General features: G+C 37.8%; 18 protein-coding genes. 10 read left to right on the top strand and 8 right to left on the bottom strand.

Annotated features, from left to right (window positions below):
- Positions 1 to 41: 41 nt before the first annotated feature.
- Complete coding sequence (locus AC1DCY_RS12155) at positions 42 to 605, bottom strand: beta-class carbonic anhydrase (RefSeq protein WP_477350426.1); 564 nt, start codon at positions 603 to 605, stop codon at positions 42 to 44.
- 1334 nt (positions 606 to 1939) lie between these two features.
- Here AC1DCY_RS12155 and motA point away from each other — a divergent pair.
- Together motA and motB are read left to right on the top strand one after the other, a co-directional pair.
- Positions 1940 to 2743 carry a flagellar motor stator protein MotA gene (motA, locus tag AC1DCY_RS12150; RefSeq protein ID WP_079562711.1) on the top strand — a complete coding sequence of 268 codons (804 nt, stop codon included), beginning with the start codon at positions 1940 to 1942 and terminating at the stop codon, positions 2741 to 2743.
- Positions 2727 to 3497, top strand: coding sequence for a flagellar motor protein MotB (gene motB, locus AC1DCY_RS12145; RefSeq protein WP_477350424.1), 771 nt, complete (start codon positions 2727 to 2729; stop codon positions 3495 to 3497). The genes motA and motB overlap by 17 nt, the downstream gene beginning before the upstream one ends.
- A 67-nt stretch (positions 3498 to 3564) precedes the next feature.
- Here motB and AC1DCY_RS12140 read toward each other — a convergent pair whose 3' ends face one another.
- Positions 3565 to 3786, bottom strand: coding sequence for a DUF1128 domain-containing protein (locus AC1DCY_RS12140; RefSeq protein WP_053483058.1), 222 nt, complete (start codon positions 3784 to 3786; stop codon positions 3565 to 3567).
- Positions 3787 to 3955: 169 nt separating this feature from the next.
- Between AC1DCY_RS12140 and AC1DCY_RS12135 the strand changes: the two genes are divergently transcribed.
- The gene (locus AC1DCY_RS12135) at positions 3956 to 4282 is read left to right on the top strand and encodes a YtxH domain-containing protein (protein WP_477350422.1); all 327 of its coding nucleotides are present in this window, start codon (positions 3956 to 3958) and stop codon (positions 4280 to 4282) included.
- A gap of 23 nt (positions 4283 to 4305) precedes the next feature.
- Positions 4306 to 5244, top strand: a complete 939-nt coding sequence (locus AC1DCY_RS12130) for a YihY/virulence factor BrkB family protein (RefSeq protein WP_477350420.1) — start codon at positions 4306 to 4308, stop codon at positions 5242 to 5244.
- A 57-nt stretch (positions 5245 to 5301) separates the two neighbouring features.
- On the opposite strand, the gene AC1DCY_RS12125 is transcribed toward AC1DCY_RS12130, so the two are convergent.
- A complete protein-coding gene (locus AC1DCY_RS12125) occupies positions 5302 to 7206 on the bottom strand; it encodes a heavy metal translocating P-type ATPase (RefSeq protein ID WP_477350419.1) in 1905 nt (634 codons plus the stop codon).
- Positions 7207 to 7628: 422 nt separating this feature from the next.
- The gene (locus AC1DCY_RS12120) at positions 7629 to 9167 is read right to left on the bottom strand and encodes a fumarate hydratase (RefSeq protein ID WP_477350417.1); all 1539 of its coding nucleotides are present in this window, start codon (positions 9165 to 9167) and stop codon (positions 7629 to 7631) included.
- Positions 9168 to 9623: 456 nt separating this feature from the next.
- Here AC1DCY_RS12120 and AC1DCY_RS12115 point away from each other — a divergent pair, with 456 nt between their 5' ends.
- Positions 9624 to 10412 (top strand): YwqG family protein, encoded by a 789-nt coding sequence (locus AC1DCY_RS12115; protein WP_477350415.1) that lies wholly within the window; start codon positions 9624 to 9626, stop codon positions 10410 to 10412.
- A 128-nt stretch (positions 10413 to 10540) separates the two neighbouring features.
- Here AC1DCY_RS12115 and AC1DCY_RS12110 read toward each other — a convergent pair whose 3' ends face one another.
- Positions 10541 to 10726 carry an SE1561 family protein gene (locus AC1DCY_RS12110; RefSeq protein WP_197143548.1) on the bottom strand — a complete coding sequence of 62 codons (186 nt, stop codon included), beginning with the start codon at positions 10724 to 10726 and terminating at the stop codon, positions 10541 to 10543.
- Positions 10727 to 11095: 369 nt separating this feature from the next.
- Between AC1DCY_RS12110 and AC1DCY_RS12105 the strand changes: the two genes are divergently transcribed.
- On the top strand, positions 11096 to 12139 hold the full coding sequence (locus AC1DCY_RS12105) for an MFS transporter (RefSeq protein WP_477350413.1): 1044 nt from the start codon (positions 11096 to 11098) through the stop codon (positions 12137 to 12139).
- 357 nt (positions 12140 to 12496) lie between these two features.
- Complete coding sequence (locus AC1DCY_RS12100) at positions 12497 to 13132, top strand: hypothetical protein (protein ID WP_337988724.1); 636 nt, start codon at positions 12497 to 12499, stop codon at positions 13130 to 13132.
- A 407-nt stretch (positions 13133 to 13539) separates the two neighbouring features.
- Here the strand turns inward: AC1DCY_RS12100 and rlmD are convergent, their stop codons facing one another.
- The 3 genes from rlmD to AC1DCY_RS12085 all read right to left on the bottom strand — a co-directional run bounded on the left by rlmD (position 13540) and on the right by AC1DCY_RS12085 (position 16356).
- Entirely contained in the window at positions 13540 to 14919 is a 1380-nt protein-coding gene (gene rlmD, locus AC1DCY_RS12095) for a 23S rRNA (uracil(1939)-C(5))-methyltransferase RlmD (protein WP_477350410.1), read from the bottom strand.
- Between the two features lie 41 nt (positions 14920 to 14960).
- A complete protein-coding gene (locus tag AC1DCY_RS12090) occupies positions 14961 to 15779 on the bottom strand; it encodes a polysaccharide deacetylase family protein (RefSeq protein WP_477350408.1) in 819 nt (272 codons plus the stop codon).
- Between the two features lie 160 nt (positions 15780 to 15939).
- A complete protein-coding gene (locus tag AC1DCY_RS12085) occupies positions 15940 to 16356 on the bottom strand; it encodes a hypothetical protein (RefSeq protein WP_477350406.1) in 417 nt (138 codons plus the stop codon).
- A 196-nt stretch (positions 16357 to 16552) separates the two neighbouring features.
- Here AC1DCY_RS12085 and recX point away from each other — a divergent pair, with 196 nt between their 5' ends.
- From recX to AC1DCY_RS12070, 3 genes are read left to right on the top strand one after another with little or no spacing between them, the layout of a single operon-like run.
- Positions 16553 to 17356 (top strand): recombination regulator RecX, encoded by an 804-nt coding sequence (gene recX, locus AC1DCY_RS12080; RefSeq protein ID WP_477350404.1) that lies wholly within the window; start codon positions 16553 to 16555, stop codon positions 17354 to 17356.
- Positions 17353 to 17682, top strand: coding sequence for a YfhH family protein (locus AC1DCY_RS12075; protein ID WP_053483069.1), 330 nt, complete (start codon positions 17353 to 17355; stop codon positions 17680 to 17682). Before recX ends, AC1DCY_RS12075 begins: the two co-directional genes overlap by 4 nt.
- A complete protein-coding gene (locus AC1DCY_RS12070) occupies positions 17683 to 17952 on the top strand; it encodes a YfhJ family protein (RefSeq protein WP_402871437.1) in 270 nt (89 codons plus the stop codon).
- The last annotated feature ends 14 nt before the right edge of the window (positions 17953 to 17966 follow it).

The following is a 17966-nucleotide window of genomic DNA, read 5'->3' as shown; positions in this document are numbered from 1 at the left end:
CTATCTTTCAAAAAATGAAGGATAGACGCTTCCTTTTTTTATTATTGTTTACTACCGTTTATGATTAAATCAAGGCGACCTGTATTTGGATCAATCACTAATCCATGAACAGGCACGTCTTTAACCATTAACGGGTGATTGCGAATTGTATCGACGCTTTTCTTTACACTTGTTGCTACGTCACCAAAGCCACGTAAAAACTCTTTTAAATCAAACCCTGAATATTCTATCGTGTCGATAGTTTCAGGGGTAATCCCTCTAGCAACCATTTTCTTTAGCATTGCCTCTGGGTCAACGGCACTCATACCGCAGTCGTAATGTCCAACAACATACACCTCATCTGCTTGTAGTTCATAAACAGCTACAAGTAAACTACGCATAATTGCACCAAAAGGATGACTAACTAATGCCCCAGCACTTTTAACGATCTTTACGTCGCCATTACGCAAATTCATAGCTTTAGGTAACAGCTCTACAAGACGAGTATCCATACAAGATAACACAACGATGCGCTTATCAGGATACTTTGTTGTAATAAAAGGCTCATATTTTTTTTCTTGAACGAAATCTTCATTAAACTTAAGAATATCTTGTAACATTGTCATGAAAAATTGCTCCCTTCCTTACAGGAATTATTTTAGAGCAAAACTATAAATATGCAAATAATAATGACAATATTCACGCAATTTTTTACGAAAAAAACAGAAGTTTAGTAATTTATTTAGCGAATCGAAATAATTAAATGTCCGTAAAATCCGCCGGAAGATAAATAAAAAACAGCTACTTAAAGTAGCTGTTTTCAACAAAATTAAAATTTTTCGTTGGGTTTTGGATCTACAGTTACTGAAGACTTAGAATCTAAACCAACTTGTAGGTAGTGGATGAAGAATGCCAAAGAGATTAATAAAACGACACTAAAGCCCAGTACAGTCGTAATGAACATAATAAAAGCCCCTCTCTACTAAAATAATCTACAATATTATCTAAAGTAATTATACAATAGGTTACTAGGAAAATCTAAGGAGAATTTATGACATCCACAACATACCTAGTTCAGACTAATATTAGTAGGGATAAATTACTTGAATTGTCCAGTTAATAATACGGGAAATTAATTATTTTTACCTAATCGCAGTGGTGCTTTCTATATTCCATTGCCTAGAAATTTTCATGAAGCAATGTACGGAGCTTTGACGTAGTCCAAAGTTCTTAAATGAACAGCTCTTTCCCGCCCTCAAAACAAAAAGTTATAGGCAATCCCCCTCGCAAAATATTTAGAGACATTTAAATCAGACTGTGAATAGGTAATGTGCTACTAACGCTATTAATAAAGTGCATTTTGTCTGTTGTTAAATTTTCTTGACCTGCTTAGCTGCGACGTTTTTTGTACCGAAAGCGTAGCGACAGGTACAGAAGTCTCAGTCTTTAGTTGGTAAAAGAAGTTCTTTGAACAAGCACAAAGCCAAATCTAGATGTAATTATGTCGAGGCATAATTGATTAAATATGGGAAGAAATAAAATGAGTCTTTAGGAGCGTTTTCATAGCGAATGCGAAAAAAGTATTTTGTCTGATAAATCGACATTAAACTGTTTTGCACCATTTTCGTGCGGTATTTTAGTAATTATCTGAGTTAGTTTTTAATTATTAGTCTAAGTACTTATATGAATGCGTGGATCTTTTTGGATATTTAATCCTGATTTTATGACTAATCAAGCATGTTTTAGTAATTTTGTGTCGAAGAATAATAATAAATTCTTAAGTTTTTTCAAATAAAGACAATTTAGTGTATTATTCTTAATTCAATATAATCAAATATGGTCGAAAAGTGAATAAAAAGTATTTATTACATCGAAAAAAATGTGAAATACATTTATACTATATTAAAATTATGGAAAAAAAGACGAAATAAAGCTTAATAGAAGATTTGGAGGTTCTAGAATGGATATATCGTCGATTGTAGGGTTAATACTTGCGCTAGTAGCGCTATTAACAGGAATGGTGCTAAAGGGTGTAAGTTTAAGTGCGTTTTATAACCCAGCTGCCATTCTAATTATCATCTTCGGTACAATTTCCGCGGTAACAATTGCCTTCCCCATGAAGGAGTTAAAGCGTGTACCAAAGCTATTTAAAATTCTTTTTAAAGAAACGAAATTAGCAGATGATATTGAGATTATTAAGATGTTTTCGCAATGGGCTGATTTAGCTCGCCGTGAAGGTCTATTAGCGCTTGAGAGTAAAGCTTCAGAGATAGAAGACCCATTTTTGAAAAATGGACTTACGTTAGCGATTGATGGTCAAAATGCGGATTATATTCGTGACGTCCTAACAGAAGAAGTCGAAGCAATGGAAGAACGTCATGCTAGTGGTTCTGCAATCTTTACACAAGCAGGTACATACGCCCCGACTTTAGGGGTACTCGGTGCGGTAGTAGGGTTAATCGCCGCGTTAGCAGATATGAATGACATAGAAAAGCTAGGACATGCTATTTCAGCTGCTTTTATGGCTACATTGCTAGGTATTTTTACAGGTTATGTTTTATGGCATCCGTTTGCGAATAAATTAAAACGTAAATCAGCTATCGAAGTTAAGCAAAAAAGAATGATGATTGAAGGCATCCTTTCTGTCTTAGAAGGGGAGGCTCCACGTGTTATTGAACAAAAATTATCTTCTTACTTAACAATGGAAGAACGTCGTCAAATTTCTGATGAAAGCGGGGCGGGCGGCCTTGGCAAAGAAAGCTAAGAAAAAAAAGCATGATGAACATATCGATGAATCTTGGCTAGTTCCATATGCAGATATTTTAACACTGCTATTAGCTGTATTTATCATATTATTTGCATCCAGTTCAGTAGACCAAGAAAAGCTAGAGAGAATGTCAGCGGTGTTTAGTCAAGTATTTGATGGTGGTACAGGCTTTTTAGACCAGCCTGCACCGATACAAAGTCCGAATGCAGAAAGTGACCAAACACCACAAACGCAGCAAAATTCGGCCTACTTGAAGGATCAGCAGGAGTTAGCTCAAATTAAAGATAGTGTTGATAATTTTATCGCAGTTCACGAGATGGAAGGTCAATTCGCAACAGCGATGACTGATGAAGGGTTACTTGTTACAATTCGTGATAGTATCCTGTTTGATTCTGGGAAAGCAGACATTAAACCAGAGTATATGACAATAGCAAAAGAGCTTGCAGATGTATTGGTATCTAATCCTCCGCGTAATATTGTTATTACAGGTCATACGGATAATGTTCCAGCTGGACCAAACTTCTCTTCTAACTTACAGCTCTCAGCGTTGCGTGCGGTGAACTTCGCAGAGATTTTATTAAATAGTAACTCGAAGCTAGATGGTCGGAACTTTAGTACACAAGGTTTCGGTGAGAACCGTGCCGTTGCACCAAATGATACTAAAGAAGGGCGTGCGAAAAACCGTCGTGTAGAAGTGTTAATACAACCACTCGTAACTGAGGATGGTTCTGCTGTAAAAAGTACTAAATAGAAAAAAGCTATTAGCAAACGGCTTTGGTGCCTTCATTGCTAATAGCTTTTTATTTACAAATGGCTATTTATTTACGTAAAGCTCCTAATTCAGCAACGATGGCTTGCATTTCACTAGGACTAAATGTGTTGCGCTTCATGACCATTTCGTATAAATAGACCAGGTCTTCGTAATTAGCTTCATCAAAATTTTCCGATTTCATCGCATCGACATTAACCATACGAAGCTTGTCTTTCATTTGATCAACCATATAAATAACGTTTTCTTTTGACGGTACTGATAAATCCATTATTTAAACCTACCTTTCGTAATCCTCGAAAATATCATTTCATTGAATAAAAAAAATGTCAACACTGTTTTTGGGCATTGCTTTAAAAATAGACCGTTATTGGGTAGAATAAGGGCGTAAGTAGTTTAATTATTCTAAGATACATTTACTAAAACAGGGGGTATTTAATATGGGACGAAGTAAATTATTAGCATCTATCGTAGTTGGTGCCACAGTTGGAGCTGCATTAAGTATGTTTGACCGTACAACGCGTGAAAAAACAATAGCTTCAACGAAAAAGATGAAAGAAGCAATATCGTATTATTCAACCAACCGAGAGGAATTACAAGTGCTGGTTGAGGAAAAAGTATTGGCTACTAAAGTGCTATGTGAAAGTGTTTCAGAAAATGTCAACTCAATCATTGATAAAGTTGATGAATTTAAAGAATTACCTTCCACAATCGAAGGCATGATTAATGATACGAAATCAGCCTTTTCTTTGCCTGATAAAGAATAGTTGTCGTACAGGAGGGAATTTGTATGGAAAAGAAAAAAGCATCGATACATTCAGCTGTCGGTATGGTGAAATCATTCGTCTCACCAGATGAAGATACTGTAGATGTGATGACATCAAGAGGCTTTATGCAAGATTTAATGCTACGCATACAGCGAGTGGAAATATCAGCTCTTGCAGCGGAATTGGCTTATTTCTTTTTACTGTCTTTTTTCCCACTACTAATTTTTCTAGTTACATTACTACCGTATTTGAATATACAGTCGACGCAAGTGTATTCATTTCTAGTGAATATAATGCCGGACGAGGTATACAGGCTTATTGAAAATACCTTAGATGAAATTTTAACAAATCGTAATAGTAGTTTATTATCCGTCGGGGTACTTGGGACAATTTGGTCCGCTTCCAAAGGAATTAATGCATTAATTAGAGCCTTAAATAAGGCTTATGATACAGAGACTAGGGGGAGTATCTTAGATCGAGGATTATCCCTTGTTTTCACCTTAGCATTCGTCGTTGTTATTGCTGTCGTACTACTTTTACCGGTTTTTGGGCAACAAGTAGGGCATTTCTTATTTTCGATTGTTGGCATTGAGGAGCAGTTTGAAATAATCTGGTATAGAATGCGTTGGTCGATACCACCTCTACTTATTTTTATAGTTTTAATGGGAATATATAGATTTGTTCCAAATACAAATCCTCGTTTAAAGTTAATGGGGGTTTGGCCAGGGGCATTGTTTTCAACTCTTGCCTGGGTGGCAGTAACATATGCTTTCTCTTTTTATATTAATAATTTCGCGAATTATTCCGCTACATATGGCAGTATTGGTGGCGTTATTATTTTAATGCTTTGGCTATATTTCACGGGGATTATTTTAATTTTTGGTGGCATTTTAAATGCGACGATGCAGAAAAAAGTATTGCAAAAAGAACTTTTGAAGCAGAAGACACTAACGAATAGGTAGGGATATTGAAAAGAACAGCCTCGCATCACGTTTTGTGATACGAGGCTGTTTGTTTTTTTAGGCGTTTTTATTAAGCATACGTAAGCCATTTAAAATAACTAAAATAGTGCTTCCTTCATGTCCGATTACACCTAGCGGTAAATCGACGACTTGTAAGAAGTTAGAGGCAATTAATAAAACGATGACGCCGATAGAGAAGAAGATATTTTGTTTGATGATGCGTTGCATTTTACGTGATAAACGTACTGCGTAGGCAATTTTTGATAAGTCGTTTTTCATTAAAACGACATCTGCTGTTTCCAAGGCAACATCTGTTCCTTCTCCCATAGCAATTCCGGTAGTTGCAGTGGCTAATGCGGGTGCATCGTTAATACCGTCGCCGACCATCCCTACAAATTTATGTTCAGAAAGAAGTCGTTTCATCTCAGTCACTTTTGTTTCAGGGAGACATTCTGCAACGTATTCTGTCACGCCTGCTTCCTTGGCAATTGCCTTTGCTGTCTTCTCGTTGTCGCCCGTTAGCATGATAACATCAATACCTAGCTCTTTTAGTAAGGATACTGCTTTTTTTGCTTCACTGCGAACGGTATCCCTTAAGGCTGCTAATGCGGCAATGCCATCTTTATCACGAATGAAAATAACGCTTTTTCCTTCTGAGGCAAGGTTTTCTGCTGCACCATTTGCAAAATCATTTGCCTCATCTAGACCAACGAAGTCTGGTTTACCAACAAGATACTCGACCTCGTTTACGTAACCTTTGATACCCCAACCTGGGATATCTTCGATAGTCGCTTGAGCAAACTGCGTGATACCTTCTTTTCTTGCGTATAAAGTAATTGCTTGAGCAAGTGGGTGGTTCGATTGTGCTTCAATACCTGCAAGGATTGCCATTGTATTTTCACGGTCTAATCCTTCTCGAACAATAAAATCAGTAACGGTTGGTTTTCCTTGTGTTAAAGTACCTGTTTTATCTACCGCTAGTGCACGTAATGCACCTAGATGTTCTAAATGTAGGCCTCCTTTGAATAGCACACCGTGTTTTGCACCATTTGAAATGGCTGCAAGAGTTGCTGGCATAATGGATGCAACAAGTGCACATGGAGAAGCAACTACTAGGAGTACCATTGCTCGATAGAAAGTTGTTGTCCAGTCCCAACCGAGTACAAAGTGAGGGAGAAACATCATGAGGGCAACGGTAAGTAGCGCAATTTTTACATAAGTACCTTCGAATTTTTCTATAAACTGTTGAGATGGAGATTTCTCACTCTGAGCACTTTGTACAAGCTGGATAATTTTTTGGAATAGTGTTTCAGAATTTGGTTTTGTCATTTCCATCGTAATGGCACCATTTAAGTTCACTGTACCTGCGAATACTTCGTCACCTTCACGTTTCGCCACTGGAAGCGGTTCACCGCTTATTGCGGATTCATCGATAGAAGACTGTCCTTTAAAGATTACACCGTCTGCTGGTACACGTTCACCAGGTTTTACGAGCAGGTGATCTCCGATTTGTAATGTAGAGACAGAAACTTTCATTGGTTCAAAGTTACCACGTACAAGCCAAGCTTCTTCAGGTTGTAAGTTCATGAGTGCAGAAATTTCACGATGACTTTTATTCATTGCGTATGTTTCAAGAGCGCCACTTACAGCAAAAATGAAAATAAGAATAGCACCCTCCGTCCAATAACCGATTGCAGCTGAACCAACTGCAGCTAATACCATTAATAGTTCAACATTAAGTTCTTTATTTTCAATGGTTTCTTCAATACCTTCTTTTGCTTTAGCAAATCCACCAACACAAAATGCAACAATATATAAAATAATAGAGGCTGTTGTTTGCCCGCTAGTATCTAAACGCCATGCAAGCAAAATAAACAGACCTGCTATAAGGGCAGCAATTAATTCAGCGTGTTCCTTCGTTTTCTCAATTAAACTAAAGTTTTCTCGTTTAGAGTGTTCCACCTTTATCCCCCCTGATAATGAAAATCAATATCAAAACCTTTATAATGCAATGTATATAAACAATAGCGAATTGAAAATCGCTTTCAATTAACTCCTTTCTAATTTAGAATTATTATAACAAAGGTATTTGGAAAAAGAAAGTAAGAAATTTGAAGGGATTTTTAAAGAAAGGGAATAAAAGCAGTCCAGGATTGAGATGGAGGCGATTATGAGTTTTTTTGAAATAATTTTGAACATAAGAAAAAGCACAGTTATTCATAGGAATATTCTGTGCTTTTCAAATTTGTGCAGGCTCATCACCATCCCAAAATGGGTGATGAGCCATTAATTATTAAGTTATAAATTCGCTTTTGCAGAGTGGCTGCCGCTATGCTAACACCACAGCTTAAAAACCAATTCTGCTATTCAATGTAACGATTTTATTAGAATACTCGTTCTGCGTGTAGAGCAAGTTTTTCTAGTGATGATTTGTCTACATCTGCGTGTAGTGAGTTACCGTGAGAGTCCATTGTTACAACAGCTGTGAACTTCTCAACGTTTAAATGCCACATTGCTTCTGGAATACCGAATTCCATTAGGTCAACGCCTTCAACACCTTTAATGCAGTCTGCGTAGTACTGTGCAGCACCACCGATTGCATTTAAGTAAACACCACCGTGCTCTTCTAATGCAGCAAGTGTTTTTGGTCCCATTCCGCCTTTACCAATTACAGCGCGGATACCGAATTTTTTCATGATGTCACCTTGATATGGCTCCTCACGAATAGAAGTAGTTGGACCAGCAGCCTTGACAGTCCAGTTGCCTTCTGCGTCTTTTGCCATTACAGGACCACAGTGATAAATAACTTGTCCATTAAGATCAACTGGAGCATCATGACTCATTAAGTGATGGTGAATTGCGTCACGGCCAGTATACATACGACCAGTAATTGAAACAACGTCACCAACTTTTAGAGCGCGAATTTGTTCTTCAGTAATTGGTGCAGTAAGTTCTACTACATCTGTAGTATTATCTTCTGTTGTTGCTGCAACTTCATCTTCTTTAAATGTAATTTTTTCGCCTTCTTGGTAATGCCAGTTAATAATTTCGCCAGTTTGAGGATTGATGTCCACAGCCATACGACGGTATGCCCAGCAGTTATAAGCTACTGATACGTAGAATGATGCAGGGATACGGTGCATAACACCAATTTTACAGCCAAGTAATGTTGCTTCACCACCGAAGCCCATTGTACCGATACCAAATGTGTTAGCAGTTTTCACTACATACTCTTCTAATTTAGCAAGATCAGGATTTTGGTTTGTATCTTCCACATGACGGAATAACTGTTCTTTTGCTAAGTCGTATCCAGAAGAGCGGTCGCCACCGATACCTACACCGATGAAACCAGCTGAACAACCTTGTCCTTGTGCTTGGTATACTGAGTGAATAATACATTTACGGATACCATCTAAATCACGACCAGCACGGCCAAGACCTTCAAGCTCACATGGTAGGCTGTATTGAATGTTTTTGTTTTCACAGCCGCCACCTTTAAGGATTAATTTAATAGTAATATAGTCTTTTTCCCATTGTTCGAATTTCATAACAGGAAGACCGTCACCAAGGTTATTACCGCTGTTTGCGCCTGTTAATGAATCAACCGCATTTGGACGTAATTTTGCATCTGCAGTAGTATCGTTAATAGCTTTTTTAATAGCTTCTTTAATTTCTAATTGGTTTACACCAACAGGAGTATAAATTTTGAATGTTGGTAGACCAGTATCTTGACAGATTGGTGATACATTATCTTCTGCCATAATAATATTAGTTGAGATTGTGTCTAAGCTCATTGCAGCACGAGTACCAGCATTCTCAGCTTCTTTAGCTTTCTTAATTGCACGACGTACGTCTTTTGGTAGATTAGTAGATGTTTCAGTAATTAAATTGTAAAGACTTTTCTCCAAATTTTGGATATTCATTTAGTGTTGCCCCCCATAGAAAATTTGATTATTTCCACGATACATTATACTCTTTTCAACTAATGAAAAAAAGAGTTCAACTCATTGTGGTCGGAATTAAAGGTCTATTCTCAAAAAGAGGTAATTTAAATGTGAAATTATGTATCTATCGTTAAGTTGTTAAGAGATAATGGAAGCGTGGTAATAAACAATATCTTAAGGATTTCCTGATTGATTTTAGGATTTACTGGAGCGTTTTTTTTCGAGAAGGGGATCACTTTAGGGGCGAAGCGGATCAATTTGGGAGCGAAACGGATCACTTTGGGGGAGAAGCGGATCAATTTTAGGGCGAAGCTGATTACTTTGGGAGTGAAGTGGATCACTTTTGAATCCGTGCTGATTAAATCACCGTAAAGATTGCTGATAGAGAACAATTGTTCTATAATAGATATATAATTTACATTAGGGGGTAATATTATGAAGTTACTTAATTTACCTGAAGCGTTTGAACAATATCGGACTGTAATAGAGGAAACGATACAGCCTACTGTATTTATTGAAACGGAAGAACGAAAAACATCTTTATTTGAAAGTAAGTTTGCAGGCGATCCTTATTTTCCATTGTCAATGGAATATCCGGAAAGTCCTGAAGGGCAACCTTTAAAATTACTAGCACAAATTAATTTTGCAGATGTACCTAATCATTTACCAAATTTCCCTGAAGAGGGAATTTTACAGTTTTATATTGATGGTTATGATGATGTATTAGGAATTGATTTTGATAATGGTCAAAATCAGGAGGGCTTCCGCGTCATTTTCCACGAACATATTGTCAGTGATGAGTCGCAATTAGTACAAGACTTCTCATTTGTTGAAGTGGAAGAAGAATTATTCTTTCCAGTGGAAAAAGAAATGGCATTGTCTTTTGGGACAAGCTATGAACCATTATCAGCAAATGACTTTAGAAGTGAAAAAATATATGCGAAGATCTTTGCTAATATAGAAGACAATGATAATTTAGTAGACTCATTTTATGAAACCTTAAATAGTTCAGGTCATAAAATTGGAGGATATCCATTTTTTACTCAGGAAGATCCAAGAGCATATGGCAACTATACAGATTCAACAGTTTTGTTGCTTCAAATTGATAGTGTAGGCGAACATATTGTGTGGGGGGATGACGGGGTTGGCAATTTCTTCATCACTGAAGATGAGCTGAAACGTAAGGATTTTAGTAGAGTTCTATATAATTGGGATTGCTATTAACTGAAAATGGAACAGAAAAAAGCAAGTGGATATAGAGCATCCGCTTGCTTTTATCTTCATTCAGCAAATCTTTTTTTTGCGAAGGCGAAGCGTCAGCGGCAATCCGCCAAGGCGAAATTGATTAGTAATTATTGTTCACGAGCATTAAATTGCTCCATTTTATCTTCTAAATCATCCATCATTTGAATTAAACGATCGATATCCTCTAATTCAGTTGTTTCAGGATCAATTGCATCTAAAACTTCTAAAAATATTTCAAGACGCTCTTTTAAGTAATTCATTTGCTGTTTTTTATCAGTGATAGGATTTGACATACATACACCTCATTTCGTCCCCTCCATCTTAGCTGATTTGGGACTAAATTTCAATGTTTAGGTAAACACCTAGGACTTAGCGATTATTTTGCGAAAATCAATAGACAGAATATTTACAATATTGAGGGCGTGTGTTAAATTAATATTAAGAAAAAGTAAAGGAGCTGATTTAAAAAATCCAAAAAACTCTAACTCGAAAAGGAGGGAGTTTAAACAAGTACTCGGCCGATATAAAAGCCGAAATTCGTGTTTATACAATTAAATGGAGATAAGTGTTAGTTAGGCCTTAGCGTAAAATCACATGTGGTGAGCGCTAAGGCTTTTTGTTATGCTGTTATTTGGAAGAATGACTTGATGTTGGAGGAAATGATGACATACTTCTCAGATTACAGCAAAAAAAGATTTGCCATTCTAGTGTTAATTGTATCTATTTCAGGCTTTTCGCAAGGGATGCTTTTACCGCTAATTTCAATTATTTTCGAACGTGATGGAGTATCCTCTGCGTTGAATGGATTAAACGCAACAGGTCTATACATAGGAACTTTATTAATCTCACCGTTTATCGAGCAGCCATTACGAAAATGGGGCTACAAACCCATTATTTTAATTGGCGGTGCACTTGTCTTCGCTTCACTACTTGCATTTCCTTTATGGAAGAGTGTGACCTTTTGGTTTATTCTCCGCTTACTTATTGGGATAGGAGATCATGCATTACATTTTGCAACACAGACGTGGATTACAAGCACCTCAGATCATAAAAGCTTAGGAAAAGGTATGGCTATTTACGGCTTGTCCTTTAGTACAGGCTTTGCAGTCGGGCCTTTGATGGTGAAACTTATACAAGTTTCAGAAGCATTACCGTTTATTGTGTCCTCGATTATGTGCTTATTGGCATGGGCTTTTGTCTTCCTTTTACAAAATGAAAAACCAGAGCGATTAACGGGAGACTTAAAGGCACGAGGCTGGCATCGTTATAAAATGGCTATTGCATTTGGCGGGATTTTAACGCAAGTGCCGCTTGGAGCAATAGGGGATAAAGTCGGACGACGTAATGTCTTGATGATAGGCTCATTTGGTGGGGCTGTTATTTTTGGCATTGCAAGTTTTGTAGAGCATTCACAAATGGCAGTAGCCGTAGCATTTTTCTTTTCAGGTACATTAGTCGGTTCGATGTTTTCATTAGGTATTACCTATATGGCTGACTTAACACCTAAGGAACTAATGCCAACAGGAAATCTGCTTTGCGGTATTGCCCTTAGCATTGGTAGCTTAACAGGTCCATTTTTAGGAGGCGTTTATTTAGAATATGTAAATTACAGCTTCCTTATATTAGTGGCGATGCTTTTGCTAGCCATAGCAATTGTTTTATTAGTATTTGGACGAAATAAAAATAAGCGACCAGTGTCGATGTAGGGGGGCATTGTCTTTTGGAAATTATCCTTGAAGCAGAAGGAAGAGAGTCAAACGCTCGGGGAAACAGAAGAATTACTCAGTTCGGAGACTTTTGAGCAAAATAAAAGAGCGGGGCTCATCTCCCGCTCATAAAACAAAAAACGCCCAGCAAATCCGTGCTGTTATGGCGTTCTTGTCGTGACAAGGATGTTCCATCCAAGTCACATAGGTTTGGCACCTAGAAAGTTATTATACAGACAAGCAAACATAAAATCAAATAATATTTGCAGATAGGTAATATTTGGACTTTGGATTTCTATCTCTATATAATAGAAGAACACTAACTAAGATGACTATTTATAATGAGGAGATTACCACATGGCAGAATATAAAAAATTATCGATTCACCGTGCATTAACAGAATTAAAGATGCTAAATCACCGTATCGAAGCAGCAACGAATGAAGTTAGCTTAGTGTTAGCTAATCGTAAAAGCAATAGCAAAATTAATGGTGTAGAGATTCAAGAATATGAAAAGCAAATGCAAGCCTCGTACGATAAAGTAGTTAGCTTAGTTGACTATCGTAACCGAATTAAGGCGCAAGTTGTAGAGTCTAATGCTAAAACAAAAGTAATAGTAGGAAAAGAAGAAATGACTGTAGCAGAAGCGATTGAACGCAAACAGTCCATTCAATATGAAAAGGAACTGTTAGAAGTCATGCAACAGCAATATCGTTCAGCGATAAATACGGTTGCAAAAGAAAATGATGCGTTGCCAGGAAAGCTAGAAACGTATTTAGTTAATATATTAGGAAATAAAGATAAACAATCTCCAGAAGAAGTAAAATTACATACGGAGACATTTATGAAAAGAAACGAGTACGAGTTAATCGATCCGATGAATGTTAAAAAGAAAATTGAGGCGTTAAGTAATCGAATTGAAGAATTCGAATCAGAGGTCGATGCTGTATTATCGGAATCGAATGCAACAACATTTATTGAAGTGCAAGCCTAACTAAAAATGCATGGCCTAGCGAAAACAGAAAACGAAAAGTCGCTCGCGCTTCAAGACATGTGTGCGAGTTAAAACCTGAAACATGTCTTACTACAATGGATAGTTTAAACAATCGGAGATAAAAGCTCAAAGATTAAAGCTAAAAGTCCAAAGTTTACGTTTCAAAGTTCTTTAGTATTAAAGCTAAAAACTTAAAGAATAAAAATCTTTTAAATCCTGGGTTACTGGTTAAGGTGTTGATTTTTCTGGACCGTCTGTCGTCCACTAGGCAGCTGGAGCTGTGCATTACATATAAAATAATATACAAAACAATGAAGGCGTCTCTTAATTTTTAGGAGACGCCTATTTTGATGCTGTTTAATTTATTTTAAAGAGCGTCTCTCATTTTTTGAGGACGCCCATTTTCATTACTTATCCTTCAACACAAGCTTCGCCACACATTCCACCTGCGCCGTTTGTGCAAACATATCAACCGGCTGAATATATTCCACATCATAAAACTTCGATAATTCGTTTAAATCCTTCGCCAAAGTTGATGGATTACACGATGTATAGACAAAGCGCTTCGGTTTTAGCTTCAGCACGGTGCGGATGAACTCTGGTGCTAGACCTGTGCGTGGTGGGTCTACTGTAATAACATCTGGTGTAAATCCTTCCTTGCGCCATTTTGCTAATACGCTCTCTGCTGTTCCGACTGCGTATTTAGTATGCTTGAAGCCATGGTTTCGGGCATTTTTACGAGCATCCTGAATGCTTTCTGGAATAACGTCCATTCCACGAACTTCTTTGGCTTTGTCAGCTAGCCATAAACCGATTGTACCAACACCGCAGTAGGCATCAACAACGGTTTCTTTGCCTGTTAATGCTGCTGCTTTTTTAATTTCATCATAAAGATGAACAGTTTGTGTTGGATTCAGTTGGAAAAAGGCGCGAGCTGATAAATCAAATGCTAATTCGCCAAGTTCCTCATGAATTGTTTCCTTACCATCAAGGACAATCGTTTCATCGCCAAAGATTAACGATGTTTTCTCACGGTTAATATTTTGTGCGATCGATACGATACTTGGGTCGATTTTCTTTATACGTTCAATAAGCTCCGCTTGATGTGGAATTTCCTTACGTGTTGTAACGAGCACGACTTGTGTTTCACCAGTACGAATCCCAGTACGTACAACAATTGTACGCACTAAGCCATCAAGCGTACGACCATCGTAAATAGTAATATTCAGTTTTTGCAAAATTTTACGTGTTGCCACTGTGATTTTTGATGTAACCGGATGTTGAACAAGGCAATCATTTATGTTCAGTAACTTGTTGCTACCTTCTGCAAATAACCCTGCATAGACACGTTTACCTTCTTTACGTACTTGATATTGACTTTTGTTACGATAATTCCATGGGTTATCCATCCCTAGAGTTTTGCGAACTTCAACTGTATTAGCTAAAGGCTTAGCATAACGTTCTAATGCTTGAACTACGATATCACGCTTTTCGATTAGCTGTTTGTCATATGTCATATGTTGAAGCTGACAGCCGCCACATTCATTGTAAACTGGGCATGGTGCTTCCTGACGATATTTTGAAGCTTTGCGAATAGCTAATATTTCTGCTTCGGCAAAGTTTTGCTGTGTTTTAGTCACTTGTGCTGTAATTTCTTCACCAGGAATAGCGCCCTTTACGAATACAACATTACGCTTATAAAAGCCTACTCCTTCACCGTTAATACCAAGTCTTTTTATTATTAGAGGAAATTTTTGTCCAACTTCCATTGTTGTTTGCTGCGTCAAGCGTTCCACGTCCCTGTTCTTTTAATATCTCCCCATTATAACTAAGGAGTAGACGATTGCAAAGCGACAGGGAAATCTTCATGTTCTAAAACTAAATCGTCAAGGGATAAAAATGTATAGCCTTGTTTTTTCGCTTCGGCAATAAACCTTGGAAGAGCTTCAGCGTTATCCTGCGCTACAGTATGCATTAATATTACGGCACCAGGGTGTAGCTGTTCTATTAATGCATTGTACGCATAATCTGCGCCACGACGTACATCCCTTTCCCAATCCTTAAAGGCAACGGACCAGAAAATATGACGGTAGCCTTCAGAATTTCCGACCTCTAATAATTTCGCATTAAATATACCTTCAGGTGGGCGGAAGTAAGTTGTACGCTTTATACCAGTCAATCCCCTCAGCTTATCGTCAAATTTTTTCCATTCTGTACTCATAGCATCTGGCGTTAATCTCGCCATATTTGGATGTCCATATGAATGGTTGCCGATTGTATGGCCATCTTTAACCATGCGTTTTACTATTTCGGGGGCACTTTCTAAATAATGACCAGTTAAAAAGAAGGTGGCTGGTGCTTTTTCCTTCTTCAATGTATCCAAAATGCTTTCTGTAAACCCATTTTCATAGCCGTTATCAAAGGTTAAATAAGCAACTTTTTTATCAGGCTTACCTTTATAAATAGCGCCATACTTCTCAAGTAGCTGATCAAGCTGTGCCCCAGCCTCAGCTGGTTCGCCGTTTTTCGCTCGCTTTAATCCCCAATGGTATTCTTCAGAGCCAGAAGCTGAAAATGGATTAAAGCTAATTGCCGCGGCAATAATAAAAGTAGCGATGACCGCTCCTACAATATGCTGTTTCCACATTAAAACGCATCCTTTCTTTTTTATTAGAATGCGTATTTTTCAAAAAAATATCCTATTTGATTAAATACAATAAATCTTGAAGAGCTTCTTTTAAATTAGGGAATTTAAATACAAAATGATGATGATGTTTTTCTTAAAAAGTAGGTAGTATATGGACCTTTCATTCATATAAATGTTTTGCTTTCTCTTTAGTAATCCCGCGTGAACCGGGAGAGTACTCGCGGAAGGGAAGCAAATACTCGCGGAAGAGAAGCGAATACTCGCGCGAACCGGGAGAATACTCGCGGAAGAGAAGTGAATACCCGCGAACCGAGAAATACTCGCGGAAGAGAAGCGAATACTCGCGCGAACCGGGAGAATACTCGCGGAAGAGAAGCAAATACTCGCGCGAACCGGGAGAATACTCGCGGAAGAGAAGCAAATACTCGCGCGAACCGGGAGAATACTCGCGGAAGGGAAGCAAATACTCGCGGAAGAGAAGCGAATACTCGCGAACCGTGAAATACTCGCGGAAGAGAAGCGAATACTCGCGCGAACCGGAAGAATACTCGCGGAAGGGAAGCGAATACTCGCGCAAACCGTGAAAATACTCGCGGAAGAGAAGTGAATACCCACGCGAACCGAGAAATACTCGCGGAAGAGAAGCGAATACCCGCGCAAACCGGGAGAATACTCGCGGAAGAGAAGTGAACACCCGCGAACATAGAATATGCCTACGGAAAAAAGCAATACATACGAAAAATGTTATAATGGTGAATAGTGAGGTGTTACTAATGCGTATTATTACGAAAATTGCACGTCAAAAAAACAATCCAGAACGTTATAATATATATTTGAACGAAGAATACGCTTTTCCTGTAGATGAGGCAATTCTTATTCAATTTGGATTAACGAAGGGAAAAGTGCTTGAGGAATTTGATATTCAGGAAATTGCCTATGAGGATGAGATTCGAAAGGCTTTTAATAAAGGGTTAAATTTTTTATCTTATCAAATGCGTAGCGAGCATGAAGTAAAGAAAAAGCTTCTCACGTTAGAATTTGGCGAAGCGGTTATTTTAGAGGCTATACAAAAGCTTAAATCATATGGGTTTTTAAATGATGAAACTTACTCTAAGGCATTACTCGATACGAAAAAAGCTACGATGAAAAAGGGTCCCAAGGCAATTAGACAAGACCTTATGAAAAAAGGAATTGATAAAAGCTTGCAGGATGAGGTACTTGCTACGTATAGTCATGCGGAACAGGTAAAGCTTGCGACACAATTGGCTGAGAAGGTCATTCGATCGGAAAAAAGGAAAACGCCAACACAAATAAAAGCTAAAATTCAAGATTTTTTAATGCGAAAAGGTTATTCTTTTAGTGTTGTAGATGATGTGCTAAGTCAAGTAGAGATTGAGCAAGATGAAGATGAATGGCAACAGCTACTTGATGTACAAGGCGAAAAAGTTTGGAAAAAGTATTCATCGAAGTATACTGGTTATGAACTGAAAATGAAAATAAAGCAGGCGCTCTATCAAAAGGGGTTTCCTATAGAAGTTATAGATCGTTTTATAGAAGAGAAGGAGAATGAGGAATGAACGAAAAAAATTATGCTGCAATGTCAGAGCACGAATTACGTGAGGAAATAGCTATGATAAAGGAAAAGGCACGTAAGGCGGAGCAGCTAGGTATCATCAATGAATTCGCAGTTTACGAGCGTAAGGCTTTAATGGCGGCTGCTTATTTAGTGGATTTGGATACAATAATTCCTGGGGAAATGTATCGTATTGATGGCTCTGAAAATGAATTTTTCCAAGTGGATTATTTAAAAGGACGCTTTGCTTGGGGACATCGCTTAGGGGGCGAAAAATACCAAGAGGCTTTACCTGTTTCCATGCTATCTCCTGTAAAGGTGGGCAAATAAATGGATGAAAAAATTGAAAAACTAACTGCTGAATTACTTGCAAAAAATCCGCAAATGTCAGTAGGACGTGCACGAGTATGGATTGAGCTTTTATGGAGTGATTTTGAATCGACTTCTGCAAAAGCTGGTTACTCTTATCGTGGTGCTGATTACACTGAAAATTTAGTGCGTCAATTAATTACCAGCTACGGTGATAAACTGCATGCATTTGCAGGACGCAATCCCAAATACGCACATTTACTTGATGCTAGTGATGATATGGTGCAATAACAAAACCCTGACCA

It is taken from the genome of Lysinibacillus sp. 10T31 (genome assembly GCF_056394365.1).
Note: the sequence above shows the minus strand (reverse complement) of the source record. Positions and strands in the feature narration are given on the sequence as shown.

Bases quoted from the DNA above. Each gene is read 5' to 3' on its own strand.
- AC1DCY_RS12075 (WP_053483069.1), top strand. From the start codon at position 17,353: ATGAACGAAAAAAATTATGCTGCAATGTCAGAGCACGAATTACGTGAG.
- AC1DCY_RS12070 (WP_402871437.1), top strand. From the start codon at position 17,683: ATGGATGAAAAAATTGAAAAACTAACTGCTGAATTACTTGCAAAAAAT.
- AC1DCY_RS12120 (WP_477350417.1), bottom strand. From the start codon at position 9,167: ATGAATATCCAAAATTTGGAGAAAAGTCTTTACAATTTAATTACTGAA.
- motA (WP_079562711.1), top strand. From the start codon at position 1,940: ATGGATATATCGTCGATTGTAGGGTTAATACTTGCGCTAGTAGCGCTA.
- AC1DCY_RS12155 (WP_477350426.1), bottom strand. From the start codon at position 605: ATGACAATGTTACAAGATATTCTTAAGTTTAATGAAGATTTCGTTCAA.
- AC1DCY_RS12130 (WP_477350420.1), top strand. From the start codon at position 4,306: ATGGAAAAGAAAAAAGCATCGATACATTCAGCTGTCGGTATGGTGAAA.
- AC1DCY_RS12135 (WP_477350422.1), top strand. From the start codon at position 3,956: ATGGGACGAAGTAAATTATTAGCATCTATCGTAGTTGGTGCCACAGTT.
- AC1DCY_RS12140 (WP_053483058.1), bottom strand. From the start codon at position 3,786: ATGGATTTATCAGTACCGTCAAAAGAAAACGTTATTTATATGGTTGAT.
- recX (WP_477350404.1), top strand. From the start codon at position 16,553: ATGCGTATTATTACGAAAATTGCACGTCAAAAAAACAATCCAGAACGT.
- AC1DCY_RS12105 (WP_477350413.1), top strand. From the start codon at position 11,096: ATGACATACTTCTCAGATTACAGCAAAAAAAGATTTGCCATTCTAGTG.
- AC1DCY_RS12115 (WP_477350415.1), top strand. From the start codon at position 9,624: ATGAAGTTACTTAATTTACCTGAAGCGTTTGAACAATATCGGACTGTA.
- AC1DCY_RS12090 (WP_477350408.1), bottom strand. From the start codon at position 15,779: ATGTGGAAACAGCATATTGTAGGAGCGGTCATCGCTACTTTTATTATT.
- AC1DCY_RS12110 (WP_197143548.1), bottom strand. From the start codon at position 10,726: ATGTCAAATCCTATCACTGATAAAAAACAGCAAATGAATTACTTAAAA.
- AC1DCY_RS12100 (WP_337988724.1), top strand. From the start codon at position 12,497: ATGGCAGAATATAAAAAATTATCGATTCACCGTGCATTAACAGAATTA.